This is a genomic window from Tabrizicola sp. T74, from assembly GCF_057219935.1.
This window is the reverse complement of sequence record NZ_JBXVVT010000003.1, coordinates 258,242-272,365: the sequence shown is the minus strand read 5'-3', so window position 1 is coordinate 272,365 and position 14,124 is coordinate 258,242. Positions and strand designations below refer to the sequence as shown.

Sequence of the window (14,124 nt, the reverse complement as noted above, 5' to 3'; positions counted from 1 at the left end):
TGCGCGCCCCTTACTTCGCGCCGCCGAACAGCGTCATCCAGGTGACGAGGGCAACAATCCCCAGCACCATCGCGAAGGCGTAGTGGAACAGGTAGCCGGACTGCGCGCGGCCTGCGAGGCGGGTCAGCATCGGGATGATCCCCATCGCCACACCGTTGAGTGACCCGTCGATGACATTGCCGTCGCCCTTCTTCCACAGGAAGGCCCCCAGCCACTTGGCCGGGCGGACGAAGATCCAGTCATAAAGCTCGTCGAAGTACCACTTGTTCAGAAGGAACAGGTACAGCGGGCGCTGCTGCGCGGCCAGGCGGCGCGGCAGGCTGGGGTCCTTGATGTAGAAGAGCCAGGCCACGGCAAGGCCGATCAGCATCGCGACGAAGGGCGAGACCTTGACCCAGGTCGGCACCAGATGCGCCGCGTTGATCATCGTGGTGGGCGCGTGTTCCGACTTCGCCACCTTGTCGGCGTCGAGACGGCTGTCGACCACGGCCTGTTCCTCGGGCGTGAAGGGCAGCATCAGCAGCGCACCCTTCGGCGCGACGCCTGCGGCATGGCCCTCGGCGGCGTGCCCGTCAGCCGGGGCAGCCTCGGTCGCGGCATGGTCCTCGGTCGCTGCCGGTTCCGCAGGCGCGGCTTCGGTGGTGGCAGCCTCTGCGGTCTGGGTCTCGCCTTCGGTGTTGGCGGCGGCAACCTCGCCATGCGCGTCGCCATGTGCCTCGCCGTGGGCGGCAGCTTCCATGCCGAACCAGTTCCGCACTGCGGTCTCGTCCCCGAAGAAGACCTTGTACCACAGCATCCCCGAGAAGATCGCGCCCAGCGCCAGGACCCCCAGCGGGATCAGCATGACCATCGGGCTTTCGTGCGGCTCGTGATGGCCGTGGCCGTGGTCATCATGCCCGTGCGCTTCGTGGCCGTGGCCATGGCCGTGCGCGTCGTGTCCGTGACCATGCGTCCGGCTTTCCCCGAAGAAGGTCAGGAACATCAGCCGCCAGGAATAGAAGCTGGTGAAGCAGGCCGCGACTACGAGCAGCCAGAAGGCGAAGCCCGAGCCGACCCAGGCGCTCTCGATGACGGCGTCCTTCGACAGGAAACCGGCAAAGCCGTAATGCGTCAGCGGGATGCCCACGCCGGTGATCGCAAGTGTGCCGATCAGCATGGCCCAGAAGGTCAGCGGGATCTTTTTCCGCAACCCGCCATAGTTGCGCATGTCCTGTTCGTGGTGCGTCGCATGGATCACCGAACCGGCGCCCAGGAACAGCATGGCCTTGAAGAAGGCGTGGGTGAAAAGGTGGAACATCGCCACCGAATAGACGCCAACCCCGGCGGCCACGAACATGTAGCCGAGCTGCGACATCGTCGAGTAGGCGATCACGCGCTTGATGTCGTTCTGCACGAGGCCAATGGTCGCCGCGACAAAGGCCGACAGCGCCCCGATCACCACGATCAGCGACGAGGCATCAGGCGCATATTCGTACAGGGGCGACATCCGGCAGACGAGGAACACGCCGGCGGTCACCATGGTCGCCGCGTGGATCAGCGCGGAGACCGGCGTCGGGCCCTCCATCGCGTCCGGCAGCCAGGTGTGCAGGATCAGCTGCGCCGACTTGCCCATCGCGCCGATGAACAGAAGCACGCCCACCAGGTTCGCCGCGTTCCACTCGCCCCAGAGGAAGGTCAGGTTCGTCTCGGCCAGCGCCGGGGCGGCGGCAAAGACATCGTCAAACCGGATCGAGTCGGTCAGGTAGAACAGCGCGAAGATGCCAAGCGCAAAGCCGAAGTCGCCGACGCGGTTGACCACGAAGGCCTTGATCGCGGCGGCATTGGCCGACGGTTTGCGGTAGTAGAACCCGATCAGCAAGTAGGACGCGACGCCCACGCCTTCCCAGCCGAAGAACATCTGGACCAGGTTGTCCGACGTCACCAGCATCAGCATCGAGAAGGTGAAGAACGACAGGTAGGCAAAGAAGCGGGCCTTGTAATGCTCGCCCTCGCGCCAGTTGTCGTCATGCGCCATGTAGCCGAAGCTGTAGAGGTGGACGAGCGCCGAGACCGAGTTCACCACGACCAGCATGATCGCGGTCAGCCGGTCGAGGCGGATCGCCCATTCCGAGCCCATCGTGCCGGATTCGATCCAGCGCATCAGGACGATGCGCTGCGTCTCGCCGTCGAAGGTCAGGAAGATCTGCCAGGACAGGGCGGCGGCCAGGAAGATCAGCGCGGTGGCAATAACCTGCCCGGCCTTCTCGCCGATGAGCCGCCAGCCGAAGCCGCAGATGATGGCCCCGATCAGGGGAGCGAAGAGGATGATCGTTGCCATGGTCAAGCCCGCCGTTTCTCAAGGCAACCGGGTGCCTTACAGGTAATCTTCTCCTCCACCCCCGCCGGAACGGGGTAAGAGCAGTCGCAGTGGATGCACCGCAAGAAGACGATGCCGTTTTCTTCCTTCACAACCCTCATCCCTGCGAGGGTGCGTCGCTCCTTGGCCGTTCCCATCCGGATCAGCCCTTCATCACGTTGACGTCTTCCACCTCGATCGTGCCGCGGTTGCGGAAGAACACGACCAGGATGGCCAGACCGATCGCGGCCTCGGCGGCGGCGACGGTCAGGACGAACATGGTGAAGACCTGCCCCACCAGATCGCCCGAGAAACTGGAGAAGGCGACGAGGTTGATGTTGACCGCCAGAAGCATCAGTTCGATCGACATCAGGATGACGATCACGTTCTTCCGGTTCAGGAAGATCCCGAAGATCCCGATGACGAACAGCGCCGCGGCCACCGTCAGGTAATGTTCAAGTCCGATCATTCGTCATCTCCATTCGCTGACCGCGAGTCTTGAATCAACGGCACGTAGACGTAGGGCGTCTTGCCGCGGCGGTCATTCGGGTACAAGGCCTTGCAGGCACATATCTCTTGGTCGGCAACGGTGAGGTCGGACTCAAAACCGGCTTCGGCAAGCAAACCCTTAACATCAGTGAATGTGTAGCGGGTGTTCGATGCTACTGCGTCGCGGATCACGCCCAACGCGACATCACTGCGGGAATTTATCTTCACATCAACGTCAATCGTCTCGCCTGAGCGGCAATGCACGAAGGTAACGAAGTTCCAGCATCCGCCATCGACGCATCCCCCGTGCTGATATGCGATCAGGGAATGCCCGAAATCTTCGTAGTCGCCCTCCGCTGCGTGCGGGGCCATGATGTCGGCAGCTTCAGAACATTGATTGACATCCAGCGCGACGGCAGGAAGTGCGACGATTGCTGTTAATGCGGCGCAGAACGCTGCCTTCGCACCAACCGATTGCTTCCATTTCACCATCGTCTTGTTCCCTCGTCGGCCGTTCGGCCTTTACGTTCATTGGCGGGCTGAAGCCCGTCCTAAGCGCCTTGTAGGTCGGGCTTCAGCCCGCCTCCATCACAACCCCTGCCCCGGCTTGACGTCCTTCAGCTCCATCGCCTTGGCCGGGTCGCGCCACATCTGCTGCAGCACGTTCTGCCGCTTGATGTCCTTGCGATGCCGCAAGGTCAGCAGGATAGCCCCGACCATCGCCACCAGAAGGATCAGGCCGGACAGCTGGAACAACAGGAAGTACTTGTCGTAAAGGATCAGCCCCAGCGCGCGAGTATTCTCGATCTCGGTTGGCGTGACCGCCTGGCGCAGCGCATCGCGGTTTTCCGCCGCATCCCAGACGCCGACGCCGATTGCGACCTGCATCAGCAGGACCACGGCGATTAGCAGACCCAAGGGCATGTAGCGCGCCAACTCCCCCTTCAGCGCCGCGAAGTCGATGTCGAGCATCATGACCACGAACAGGAACAGCACCGCCACGGCGCCGACGTAGACGATCACCAGCAGCATCGCCACGAACTCGGCCCCCAGCATCACGAACAGGCCCGAGGTCGACAGGAACGCCAGGATCAGCCAGAGGACCGAGTGCACCGGGTTCCGCGACAGCGTCACCATCAGGCCCGAGGCGACCGTGGTGAAAGCGAACATGTAGAAGGCGAAACTGAAGACGGTCATGCGTCTTTCTCCATTGCATTCTTCTCGGCGGTCTCGGCAAAGACGGCTTGAGCCACCTCAAGCGCCTTCTGCGTGGCGGGCAGGCCGCCGAACATGGACATCTGCCAGATCACTTCCGCGATCTCGCGTTTCGTGGCCCCGGCTGCAAGGCCGTTCTTGATCGTCATCCGCAGCTGCGGCTCACCCACCGGGCCCAGCACCGTCAGCGCCGCGATGGTCACGAGGAACCGGGTCCGGGCGTCGAGGCCTTCCGGGTTGAAGGTCTTGCCGAACCACATCTCCAAGAGTTCCTTCGGCATGGCCGGGAAGAACTTCTCCATCGCCTTCGCGTCGAAGGTTTCCATGCCCGGCACGAAAGCCTGGGCCATCTTCTGGCCCTGCTCCATCCAGGCGGAAAACATCTTGGCGAAGTCGTCGGTCATCAGCGATACGGCGCGTCGATTTCAAGGTTGCGGGCGATCTCGGCTTCCCAGCGGGCGCCATTCTCAAGGAGTTTTTCCTTGGTGTAGAACAGCTCTTCCCGGGTCTCGGTCGAGAATTCGAAGTTCGGGCCTTCGACAATGGCATCGACCGGGCAGGCCTCCTGGCAGAAGCCGCAGTAAATGCACTTGGTCATGTCGATGTCGTAACGCGTGGTCCGGCGGCTGCCGTCCTCACGCGGTTCGGCGTCGATGGTGATCGCCTGCGCCGGGCAGACCGCCTCGCAGAGCTTGCAGGCGATGCAGCGTTCCTCGCCATTGGGATACCGGCGCAGCGCATGTTCGCCGCGGAAACGGGGCGACAGCGGCCCCTTCTCGTGCGGGTAGTTCAGCGTGGTCTTCGGCGCGAAGAAGTATTTCATCCCAAGGCCGAAGCCCTTGATGAAGTCCATCAGCAGGAAATACTTCGTGGCGCGGGTCCAGTCGATTTGGGTCATTGCAGGTACTCCTCTTCGCACCGCTTGAACTCTCGTTCGTCCTGGGCCTGAAAGACCCGAAAATATAGTGATGACAAGTGCGCTTCCATTTCTGGCTTACCTGCTTGTGCCATATCAGCCGCCAGGAACGCTTCACTTGTCTTTATCCAGTTGCTGCATTCGAGCACCTTCGCAGCCTCAAGGAACAGCGCGTTTTTCTTTTCTTTGCTGACAGCAAACTTTGAAAGCTCACCGTCATCGGGGGCGAGGCACTTCAAGAGTTCGGTGCTGGCGCGCGCCGAGTCGAAAAGCATTGCGGGATCGGTTTCGTGACCCTCGAGTTTTCCGGTGATGAGATAACCGAGATACTCTGCGATGAGGTCGGATTGAATGTCAGCCAGCGCAACGAAAGCCAAGCCATGATAGTCGGCGTTATATGGCCGCCCAGCGTCTTCCCAGCCATCCAATGAATCGTTCCAGATGCGATCAAGGCCTTCTACTTCCAGCTTGTTTTCAACGATGGCACGGAAGCGGTCAGCCTCCGGCTTGGTAAATGCCTCCGCCTCGACCGGGCATCGGGTTTCAGCCAGAGACCAGTGTGCGTCGACAAGACGCTGAGTTGTCGCCACATCCGCCTGTGCCATATGCACAAAGGATACGGTCGAAGCTATCGCAAGGACGCTGTGCATCCTCACCCCCCCACCGCCCAGCGGGCCCAGAAGCCGCCAAGCACTTCGAATTTCGCAAGGAACGCCACGATCACGACCCAAGCCAGCGACATGGGCAGGAAGACCTTCCAGCCGATCCGCATCAGCTGGTCGTAGCGGTAGCGGGGGACGATGGCCTTCACCATGGCGAACATGAAGAAGAAGAGCCACATCTTGGCGACCATCCACCACCAGCCGTCGGCGAGCCCCGGGATCGGCGAGAGCCAGCCGCCGAAGAAGAGGAGGCTGATCAGCGCGCACATCAGGAAGATCGCGATGTATTCGCCGGCCATGAACAGAAGGTAGGGGGTCGAGGAATACTCCACCATGAACCCGGCGACGAGTTCGGATTCGGCCTCGGGCAGGTCAAAGGGCGGGCGGTTGGTCTCGGCGAGCGCGCTGATGAAGAACAGGAACACCATCGGCAGGTGCGGCAGCCAGTACCAGTTGAACAGGCCCCAGTCCCCGTCCTGCGCGGCCACGATGGCGCCGAAGTTCATCGCCCCGGTGGAGATGATGACCCCGATGATGATCAGGCCCAAGGAGACCTCGTAAGAGATCATCTGTGCCGCCGACCGGAGGCTCCCGAGGAAGGCGTATTTCGAGTTCGAGGCCCAGCCGCCCATGATGACGCCATAGACCTCCAAGGAGGAGACGGCGAAGACGAACAGGATCGCCACGTTGATGTTGGCCAGCACCCAGCCGTCATCGAAGGGGATCACCGCCCAGGCGAGGATCGCAAGGACAAAGGACAGCATAGGGGCCAGGAAGAACACCGGACGGTCGACGCCCGCCGGGATTACGATCTCCTTGACGACATATTTCAGCGCGTCGGCGACCGACTGCAGCAGGCCGAACGGGCCCACCACGTTCGGTCCCCGCCGCATCTGCACCGCCGCCCAGATCTTCCGGTCGCCGTAGACGAGGAACAGAAGGCTGATCATCACGAAGGCCACGATCAGTAGCGACTGCGCCGCGATCAGCACCGCCGTCCCGAACCCCGTGGCAAGAAACCCGTCCATGTCAGTCCCTCATCCCTACTTCGTCGGTATCCCAAGTTCCGCGCACTCAGTCGCCACCACTTCGGCGTCGATGGTCCGCAGCCCTTGCGGCAGGCTGGCCGAGATCACGTAGACCGCATCCCCGTACCAGGCCCCACCCTTCTTCGTCACAATGGTCCGCACTTGCCGCGCGAAGCCAAACCCTTGATCCAGCGCATATTGCGCGGCAGCGCAGCGGCCATAGGCCTCGACATCCGCCCGGTCCTTCGCGCCCGTCATGGCGACGCTGAAGCTGACCAGATCGTCGTCAAGAAGGATCGTACTGACCCCCTGATAGACCACCGTCTGCCCGCGCTCCTCTGGCACCTCTCCGGCGGGCGTGCAAGCCCCAAGCGCCGCTGTCGCGGTGCCAAGGGTCGCCACAAGGGAGAGGCGCTGCGCCATCTTACTCCGCCGCAATCGGGGCCGCCGCCCGGGCCTTGGCCATCGCGGACAGTTCCGCCATGACGCTTGACGCCCGCGCAATCGGGTTCGTCAGGTAGAAGTCCTTGATCGCATTGCGGAAGGTGGCCTTGGCCGGTGCCTTCACCGCCAGCGGCTGCCAGTCGTTCTCCGGCACCTCGTCGATGCGGCCCAGATGCGGATGCGCCTTGACCAGCGCCGACCGCAGACCCGCCAGCGAATCCCAAGGAAGCTGCTTGCCGACCTCCGCCGACAGCGCCCGCAGGATCGCCCAGTTCTCCTTCGCCTCGCCCGGCGCAAACCCGGCGCGGAAGGCGAGTTGCGGGCGGCCTTCGGTGTTGACGAAGAGGCCGTTCTCTTCGGTGTAAGCCGCGCCCGGCAGAATGATGTCCGCCCGGTTCGCGCCCCGGTCGCCGTGCGACCCCTGGTAGATGACGAACGGAGCATTCGCCCCGTCACGGCTGATCTCGACCTCATCCGCGCCGAGGTTGTAGATCACCTGCGCGCCTTGGGTGGCCATCGCGAGGCCGCCTTCGGTCACCGCCCCCACGTCCATCGCGCCGACGCGGGCCGCCGCCGTGTGCAGGACCATGAACTTGGCCCCTGCCCCGGTCGCATAGGCCATCGCCTGGCTCAGCACCGCCTCGCCATCCGCCTCGTTGATCGCGCCCTGGCCGATGATGACCAGCGTGTTCTCTTTCGCCGTCACCCGGCCCACCAGCTCCACCAGCGCCGCGCGGTCGGACCCCATGTGCTTGTAGTCATAGGTCAGATCGACCTGTTCGCCGAACAGCCCCACCATCGCGCCATTGGTCCAAGCCTTGCGGATGCGGGCGTTCAGGACAGGAGCCTCGACCCGAGGGTTGGTCCCGATCAGCAGGATCACCTTGGCCGTATCGATGTCCTCGATCTTGGCCGTGCCGACATAGGCCGAGCGGTTGCCGGCGGGCAGCTTCGCGCCATCGGTGCGGCATTCGACATTGCCGCCCAGCGATTCGACCAGCGTTTTCAGGGAGTAAGCGGCCTCGACCGGCACCAGGTCACCGACCAGACCGGCAACCTTCTTGCCCTGCATGGCAGCTGCGGCCTTCGCCAGCGCCTCACCCCAGGTCGCTTTCCGCAGCTTGCCGTTTTCACGCACATAGGGCGTGTCCAGCCGCTGCCGACGCAGGCCGTCCCAGACAAAGCGGGTCTTGTCCGAAATCCACTCCTCGTTCACACCGTCATGGTTGCGCGGCAGAAAGCGCATGACTTCGCGGCCCTTGGTGTCGATGCGGATGTTCGACCCCAGCGCATCCATCACGTCGATGCTCTCGGTCTTCGTCAGCTCCCAAGGCCGGGCGGTAAACGCATAGGGCTTCGAGGTCAGCGCCCCCACCGGGCACAGGTCGATGATGTTGCCCTGCAGGTTACTGTCCAGCGTCGCGTTCAGGTAGGACGTGATCTCGCTGTCTTCCCCCCGGCCGGTCTGGCCCATCTGAGTGATGCCCGCCACTTCCGTGGTGAACCGAACGCAGCGGGTGCATGAGATGCAGCGGGTCATCTTCGTCTCGACCAGCGGGCCAAGGTTCAGGTCCTCGGACGCGCGCTTGGGTTCCCGATAGCGCGAGAAATCCACGCCATAGGCCATCGCCTGATCCTGCAGGTCGCACTCGCCGCCCTGGTCGCAGATCGGGCAATCCAAGGGATGGTTAATGAGCAGGAACTCCATCACCCCTTCCCGCGCCTTCTTCACCATCGGCGACTTGGTCTTGACGACCGGTGCCTGTCCTTCCGGCCCGGGCCGCAAGTCACGCACCTGCATCGCGCAGGACGCCGCGGGCTTCGGCGGGCCGCCGACCACTTCCACCAGGCACATCCGGCAGTTCCCGGCGATTGACAGGCGTTCGTGGTAGCAGAAGCGCGGGATCTCCACCCCGGCCACTTCCGCTGCCTGGATGATGGTCATCGCACCATCGACCTCGACCTCGATCCCGTCGATGTTGATTTTCTTCAAGTTAGACATGCGCCCGGTCCTTCCGCAGCAACCCGAATGCAGCGTCGCGCAGCCGGACCAGAAGCCCTGCTTGCGGCGCCAAGGCTGCCTGTTTCATCGTATCCTGTTCAAACGACAGGTGTTTCACGCGCGCCTCGATGTCGCGCATCATGTATTTCGGGTCGAGACCGCCGTAGCACATCGCCCTACTCCGCTGCCACATGGGCACAGCCGCGGCTTTGCCACAGTTGCGCTTCCTTGAGATACTTCCAGCCGAAGGCATGGTCGCTGTCGCCATGCGCTTCCAGATGCTTCAACCGCTCCAGCGCCTCGTCCAGGGTGGGCCGATGCCCCGCAGGCACCCACCACATGACGAAATGCATCCGCCCCAGCACCTCGAACCACTCGGCCCGCCGCTCATAAAACGTGCGGTGGACCGTGTTAAAGACGAAATGCTCCAGCGTCTCGACGCTTTCCCAGACCGTCAGGTTCGACACGAACTGCGGATCGCCCTCGATCTTGGCTTCGGTGTTCCCGGTCCCGGGCGCGCCCGAGCCTTCCATCATCCAGACGAACCCCGGCATCCGCTTGCCAAGCCCGTTCACCCGGTCCAGCGCCGCCATGAACTCGGCCACGCGCGGGTCGTCGGTGGGGGCCAGAAGGCGCCCCACGTTCAACTCGGCCAGGTGACGGGCTTCGGTCATTTCGTCGACCTCAACAGCGATCCGGCCAGCGTGCCCTTGGCGATCTCTTCCTCGCCGATCTTGCAGTAGGCCTCGGTGTTGCCCGGCTCGGCGCCCTTGGCCTTCAGCCATGCGGCGGCCTCGGCCTTGAAGCGGGCCTTCTCCGCGTCCGACCGGACGAACTCGCGCACCACATCGGCCTCATAGCCCTGCGCCAGTGCAAAGTCGCGCAGCTTGTTCAGCTCGCCCAGCGCCTTCATCGTGCGCGGCTTCAGCGTCGGGCAATTGTCGGCGATGGCGTCGCCGATGAAGCCCTGCAACAGCTTTTCCCGGATTTCCGGGTTCTCGTTGATCGGCACCAGTGCCAGCGCCGGCGTGGCGGCAAGGGTCAGGGCGATAAGGGTCGTGCGAAGCATCTTGGCCTCCTTGGCTACTGCTCGTGCAGCCGAGATGGGGCCAAACCCCCTTGATATGCCATGACAAACCGCCCGGATCAGGCCCTTGTGACCGAAGGTGACGGCATTCGTCATGCGCAGCCCTCCGGATAGACCCATTCGCCGGTCGCCCGGTCAAACCGGTCGTAGATCGAGACGCGCACCTGACCACCGCAGGCCGCATCCGCCGCCTTCCGGGCCAGCGCGCCCTCCCACTTCTGGAACGGCTGGCCGCCATTGGTGACGCGCACTGGCTCACGCACTGCGGGGACGGTCGAGGCCGTCGTCCCGCAGGCTGCCAGGGTCACCGTAAGGGCCAGCGCCATCCGCATCACTCCGCCGCGACCGCCGAGATGCGGCCGGTTTTCTTGGCCTTGATCCGGTCCTCGATCTCGTCGCGGAAGGCGCGGATCAGGCCCTGGATCGGCCAGGCGGCCGCGTCGCCAAGCGCGCAGATCGTGTGGCCCTCGACCTGCTTCGTCACGGAGAGAAGCATATCGATCTCCTCGACCTCCGCCTCGCCGCGCACCAGCCGGTCCATGACCCGCATCATCCAGCCCGTGCCTTCGCGGCAGGGAGTGCACTGGCCGCAGGACTCGTGCTTGTAGAACTTCGACAGCCGCCAGATCGCCTTGATGACGTCGGTCGACTGGTCCATCACGATCACCGCCGCGGTCCCGAGGCCCGAGCGCTGCTCGCGCAGCCAGTCGAAGTCCATGATCGCGTCGTCGCACTGGGCCTGGGTCAGCAGCGGAACGGACGAGCCGCCCGGGATCACCGCCTTCAGGTTCTTCCACCCGCCCCGCACGCCGCCGCAGTGGCGGTCGAGAAGCTCCTTCAGCGGGATCGACATCGCCTCTTCGACGACACAGGGCTGCATCACATGGCCCGAGATGCCGAAAAGCTTGGTCCCGGTGTTGTTCGGCCGCCCGAAGGAGGCGAACCAGTCGGACCCGCGCCGCAGGATCGTCGGCACAACCGCAATCGACTCCACGTTGTTCACCGTAGTCGGGCAGCCATAAAGGCCGGAGCCCGCCGGGAACGGCGGCTTCATCCGGGGCATGCCCTTCTTGCCTTCCAAGGACTCCAGCAGCGCCGTCTCTTCGCCGCAGATATAGGCCCCGGCCCCGTGGTGCAGGTACAGGTCGAAGTCCCAGCCCGACTTCGCGGCGTTCTTGCCCAGAAGCCCCGCATCATAGCATTCGTCGATCGCGGCCTGCAGCGCCTCACGCTCGCGGATGTATTCGCCGCGGATGTAGATGTAGCAGGCGTTGGCGTTCATCGCGAAGGACGCGATCAGGCAGCCCTCGATCAGCGTATGCGGATCGTGGCGCATGATCTCGCGGTCCTTGCAGGTCCCGGGTTCCGACTCGTCGGCGTTGACCACCAGATAGGACGGGCGACCATCCGACTGCTTCGGCATGAACGACCACTTCAGGCCCGTCGGGAACCCCGCCCCGCCCCGGCCCCGCAGGCCCGAGGCCTTCACCTGCTCGATGATCGTGTCGCGCCCGCGCTTGATGATCTCGGCGGTGCCGTTCCAATGGCCACGCTTCATCGCGCCCTTCAGGCTGCGGTCATGCATCCCGTAGAGGTTGGTGAAAATGCGGTCCTGATCCTTGAGCATTTGGTCTTCCTAACCCCGGCGTCCGCGCCAGATCTGATACGTCACCACCAGGGCCCAGATGAAGGCCGCGATGGCAGCTAGGTCGAAGAGGAACACAAAGCGCGTCTCCAACCCGAGTTGTCCGCCCAAGACTTGGGCCCCCATCCACAGAACCATCGCCACCGCCAGCACGATGCCGACCATCCGTGCCTGACGGGCGCGGCGGACATCTGCTGGATCGGGACGGGTCTGCATCATGGGGTCTTAGTAGTTGTTGGTCTTGGCGCGTTCCCGGAACGCCTCAAGCCCTTCGGCAACGATGATCTTCGCCTGCGCCACCCACTTGTCGCGGGTGATGCGGCCCTTGAAGGTCTTCATCTCGGAATCGACCAGCGCCACGTCGGCGTCCGACCAGCTGGCAATCTGGTCGAAGTGATAGAAGCCCATACCGTTCACCAGCTTTTCCATCGCCGGGCCGATGCCCTCGATCTCCTTCAGGTCGTCGGCCTTGCCCTTGCGCGGCGCGCTCAGCCGTTCGGGGCCGGCGAGCTTTGCCGGCTTCGGCTTGGCGGCGGCCTTGGGTTTCGCTGCGGGTTTCGGATCGGCAGCGGCAGCCTTGGGCTTGGCGGCGGGTTTCGCTGCGGCCTTGGCGGCGGGCTTTGCAGCAGGCTTTGCGGCTGCAGCCTTCGGGGCGGCAGGCGCAGGTGCAGCGGCAGGCGCGGACACGAAGGCCGCCGGCATCGCTTCGGCCACCGCGTGGGACGGGGCCGCCACCGGCTCGGCGGCTGGCAGAGGCGAAACGGTGCCCTTCGCCCCCCAGGGCATCCCGAGGATCAGCCCGGCAACCAGCGCCACGACGCCCGCAATCGCGCCAGCCGGGGTCAGGTCGAACTCGCCCACCACCACCAGCACGCCAAAGGCCACCAGACCGATAGCTGCGGCAATCAGCCAGCCGCCAATCCAGGGGGCATTCACATTCTCTGCACTGCGCATTCCATGTCACTCCCGTTCGTGCGGCCCGTTGGTCCGGGTCGCTGTTGGCCTCAGTAGTCGTTCGTCTTGGCGCGTTCCCGGAACGCGATCAGTCCCTCGGACACGATGATCCTGGCTTGCTCCACCCATTTGTCGCGCGTGATGCGGCCCTTGAAGGTCCGCAGTTCGGCATCGACCTTGGCGACATCCTCTTCGGTCCAGGCCGCGACCTGGTCGAAGTGGTAGAAGCCCAGGCCATTGACCAGCTTCTCGATTGCCGGACCGATGCCCTCAATCTCCTTCAGATCGTCCGCCACCCCGCCGCGCGGGGCCGACAGGCGCACCAGGCCGGCCTTGACCGGCTTCTCCGCCTTCGGCTTCGGCGTGGCCTTGGGCTTGGCGGCGGTCTTCGGCGTCGGTTCGGCTTTCGGCTCGGCCTTGGGCTTGCCTGCCGCCGGGGCCGCGACCTTTGCCTTCGCCGCAGGCTTCGGCTCGGGCTTCGGCTCGGCCTTGGCCTTCGGTTCGGCAGCCTTGGGCTTCGGCTCGGCCGCCTTTTGCGCCGCCGCCAGCTTGGCCGCCGCCTCTGCCTCGAGGTCGGCCTTGGTCTTGAACCCGACCTTTGGCTTGTCCGAGGTCGCAGGCTTTGCCTTGGCCGAGGCTTCCGGCGCGGCCTTTGGCTCGGGCTTGGCCACTGGCGCAGCCTTTGCCGCCGGGGCTGCCGTCTTGGCAGCAGGGGCCTTCGCGGCAGGCGCGGCCTTCGCCACCGGCGCCGCAGCCTTCGCCGCAGGTGCGGGCTTCGGCTCCGGCTTCGGCTCGGGCGTCGGCTTCGGCGCACGGGCAGGCCGGGCCCAGACGTCGGGCAGGAAGGTATCCGCGTCTTCCGGCGCCGAGACGAACTTCGACGGCGGTTCCGGAGGCGGCGGAGCCACGACCGGCTGCGGCGGCAGGATGGGTGCTGGCTCGACCCGCGACAGTGGCGTCACCACGGCAGCCGGGCGCATCGACGGCGGCGCACCAGCCTCGGGACGCACCGGCACGGCCACGACGGGCGAGGACTGTGCCCCTTCAATGCCGCTGACCCGCGTCGTCCCCTCCGTCACCGCCGAGGCCGGGACGATCCGGCGCACATGACGCTCGGCTTCGGCGTCGTCGTGCCGGTTCACCGCCACGGCAAGCCGGTACAGGATCAACAGCACGATCAGCGCGATGGCCAGCGCGAAGGCCAGCGCGGGGAACAGGTGATACTGCAGGGCAAAACGCAAGGCCAGGAACGAGATCGCACCGGACGCGATCACCAGCGCCCAGCCTCCCCGGCCTATCGTCGTGTCGTCGGCTTCGTCACTCATCCCCATCTACTCCATTCCTCTG

Annotated in this window: 18 protein-coding genes; all 18 read right to left on the bottom strand. The window is 64.5% G+C overall.

The window, feature by feature from the left end; translation table 11 throughout:
- Positions 1 to 10: 10 nt before the first annotated feature.
- The 18 genes from nuoL to AC2EAL_RS10740 all read right to left on the bottom strand — a co-directional run bounded on the left by nuoL (position 11) and on the right by AC2EAL_RS10740 (position 14,102).
- A complete protein-coding gene (gene nuoL / locus AC2EAL_RS10825) occupies positions 11 to 2,317 on the bottom strand; it encodes an NADH-quinone oxidoreductase subunit L (protein WP_484724225.1) in 2,307 nt (768 codons plus the stop codon).
- Between the two features lie 181 nt (positions 2,318 to 2,498).
- Positions 2,499 to 2,804, bottom strand: coding sequence for an NADH-quinone oxidoreductase subunit NuoK (nuoK, locus tag AC2EAL_RS10820; protein WP_295075016.1), 306 nt, complete (start codon positions 2,802 to 2,804; stop codon positions 2,499 to 2,501).
- Complete coding sequence (locus AC2EAL_RS10815) at positions 2,801 to 3,316, bottom strand: hypothetical protein (RefSeq protein WP_484724224.1); 516 nt, start codon at positions 3,314 to 3,316, stop codon at positions 2,801 to 2,803. Before AC2EAL_RS10815 ends, nuoK begins: the two co-directional genes overlap by 4 nt.
- A gap of 96 nt (positions 3,317 to 3,412) precedes the next feature.
- Positions 3,413 to 4,021: an NADH-quinone oxidoreductase subunit J gene (locus tag AC2EAL_RS10810; RefSeq protein WP_484724223.1), complete on the bottom strand. Its 609-nt coding sequence runs from the start codon at positions 4,019 to 4,021 to the stop codon at positions 3,413 to 3,415.
- A complete protein-coding gene (locus tag AC2EAL_RS10805; RefSeq protein WP_484724222.1) occupies positions 4,018 to 4,443 on the bottom strand; it encodes a carboxymuconolactone decarboxylase family protein in 426 nt (141 codons plus the stop codon). Before AC2EAL_RS10805 ends, AC2EAL_RS10810 begins: the two co-directional genes overlap by 4 nt.
- Positions 4,443 to 4,937, bottom strand: a complete 495-nt coding sequence (gene nuoI, locus AC2EAL_RS10800) for an NADH-quinone oxidoreductase subunit NuoI (RefSeq protein ID WP_484724221.1) — start codon at positions 4,935 to 4,937, stop codon at positions 4,443 to 4,445. The genes AC2EAL_RS10805 and nuoI overlap by 1 nt, the downstream gene beginning before the upstream one ends.
- Entirely contained in the window at positions 4,934 to 5,605 is a 672-nt protein-coding gene (locus AC2EAL_RS10795) for a hypothetical protein (protein WP_484724220.1), read from the bottom strand. The genes nuoI and AC2EAL_RS10795 overlap by 4 nt, the downstream gene beginning before the upstream one ends.
- 2 nt (positions 5,606 to 5,607) lie before the next feature.
- A complete protein-coding gene (gene nuoH / locus AC2EAL_RS10790) occupies positions 5,608 to 6,645 on the bottom strand; it encodes an NADH-quinone oxidoreductase subunit NuoH (protein WP_484724219.1) in 1,038 nt (345 codons plus the stop codon).
- Positions 6,646 to 6,660: 15 nt separating this feature from the next.
- On the bottom strand, positions 6,661 to 7,068 hold the full coding sequence (locus AC2EAL_RS10785; RefSeq protein WP_484724218.1) for a hypothetical protein: 408 nt from the start codon (positions 7,066 to 7,068) through the stop codon (positions 6,661 to 6,663).
- A 1-nt stretch (position 7,069) separates the two neighbouring features.
- Entirely contained in the window at positions 7,070 to 9,091 is a 2,022-nt protein-coding gene (gene nuoG, locus AC2EAL_RS10780; RefSeq protein ID WP_484724217.1) for an NADH-quinone oxidoreductase subunit NuoG, read from the bottom strand.
- Complete coding sequence (locus tag AC2EAL_RS10775; RefSeq protein ID WP_484724216.1) at positions 9,084 to 9,263, bottom strand: hypothetical protein; 180 nt, start codon at positions 9,261 to 9,263, stop codon at positions 9,084 to 9,086. Before AC2EAL_RS10775 ends, nuoG begins: the two co-directional genes overlap by 8 nt.
- 4 nt (positions 9,264 to 9,267) lie before the next feature.
- A complete protein-coding gene (locus tag AC2EAL_RS10770) occupies positions 9,268 to 9,765 on the bottom strand; it encodes a DUF3291 domain-containing protein (protein WP_484724215.1) in 498 nt (165 codons plus the stop codon).
- The gene (locus AC2EAL_RS10765) at positions 9,762 to 10,160 is read right to left on the bottom strand and encodes a DUF5333 domain-containing protein (protein ID WP_484724214.1); all 399 of its coding nucleotides are present in this window, start codon (positions 10,158 to 10,160) and stop codon (positions 9,762 to 9,764) included. Before AC2EAL_RS10765 ends, AC2EAL_RS10770 begins: the two co-directional genes overlap by 4 nt.
- A gap of 110 nt (positions 10,161 to 10,270) precedes the next feature.
- Positions 10,271 to 10,504 carry a hypothetical protein gene (locus AC2EAL_RS10760; RefSeq protein WP_484724213.1) on the bottom strand — a complete coding sequence of 78 codons (234 nt, stop codon included), beginning with the start codon at positions 10,502 to 10,504 and terminating at the stop codon, positions 10,271 to 10,273.
- A 5-nt stretch (positions 10,505 to 10,509) separates the two neighbouring features.
- On the bottom strand, positions 10,510 to 11,805 hold the full coding sequence (nuoF, locus tag AC2EAL_RS10755) for an NADH-quinone oxidoreductase subunit NuoF (protein WP_484724212.1): 1,296 nt from the start codon (positions 11,803 to 11,805) through the stop codon (positions 10,510 to 10,512).
- A gap of 9 nt (positions 11,806 to 11,814) precedes the next feature.
- A complete protein-coding gene (locus AC2EAL_RS10750; protein WP_484724473.1) occupies positions 11,815 to 12,039 on the bottom strand; it encodes a DUF5337 domain-containing protein in 225 nt (74 codons plus the stop codon).
- A 9-nt stretch (positions 12,040 to 12,048) separates the two neighbouring features.
- Positions 12,049 to 12,777, bottom strand: a complete 729-nt coding sequence (locus AC2EAL_RS10745; RefSeq protein ID WP_484724211.1) for an NADH:quinone oxidoreductase — start codon at positions 12,775 to 12,777, stop codon at positions 12,049 to 12,051.
- 50 nt (positions 12,778 to 12,827) lie between these two features.
- Positions 12,828 to 14,102, bottom strand: a complete 1,275-nt coding sequence (locus AC2EAL_RS10740) for an NADH-quinone oxidoreductase subunit E (protein WP_484724210.1) — start codon at positions 14,100 to 14,102, stop codon at positions 12,828 to 12,830.
- Positions 14,103 to 14,124 lie beyond the last annotated feature (22 nt).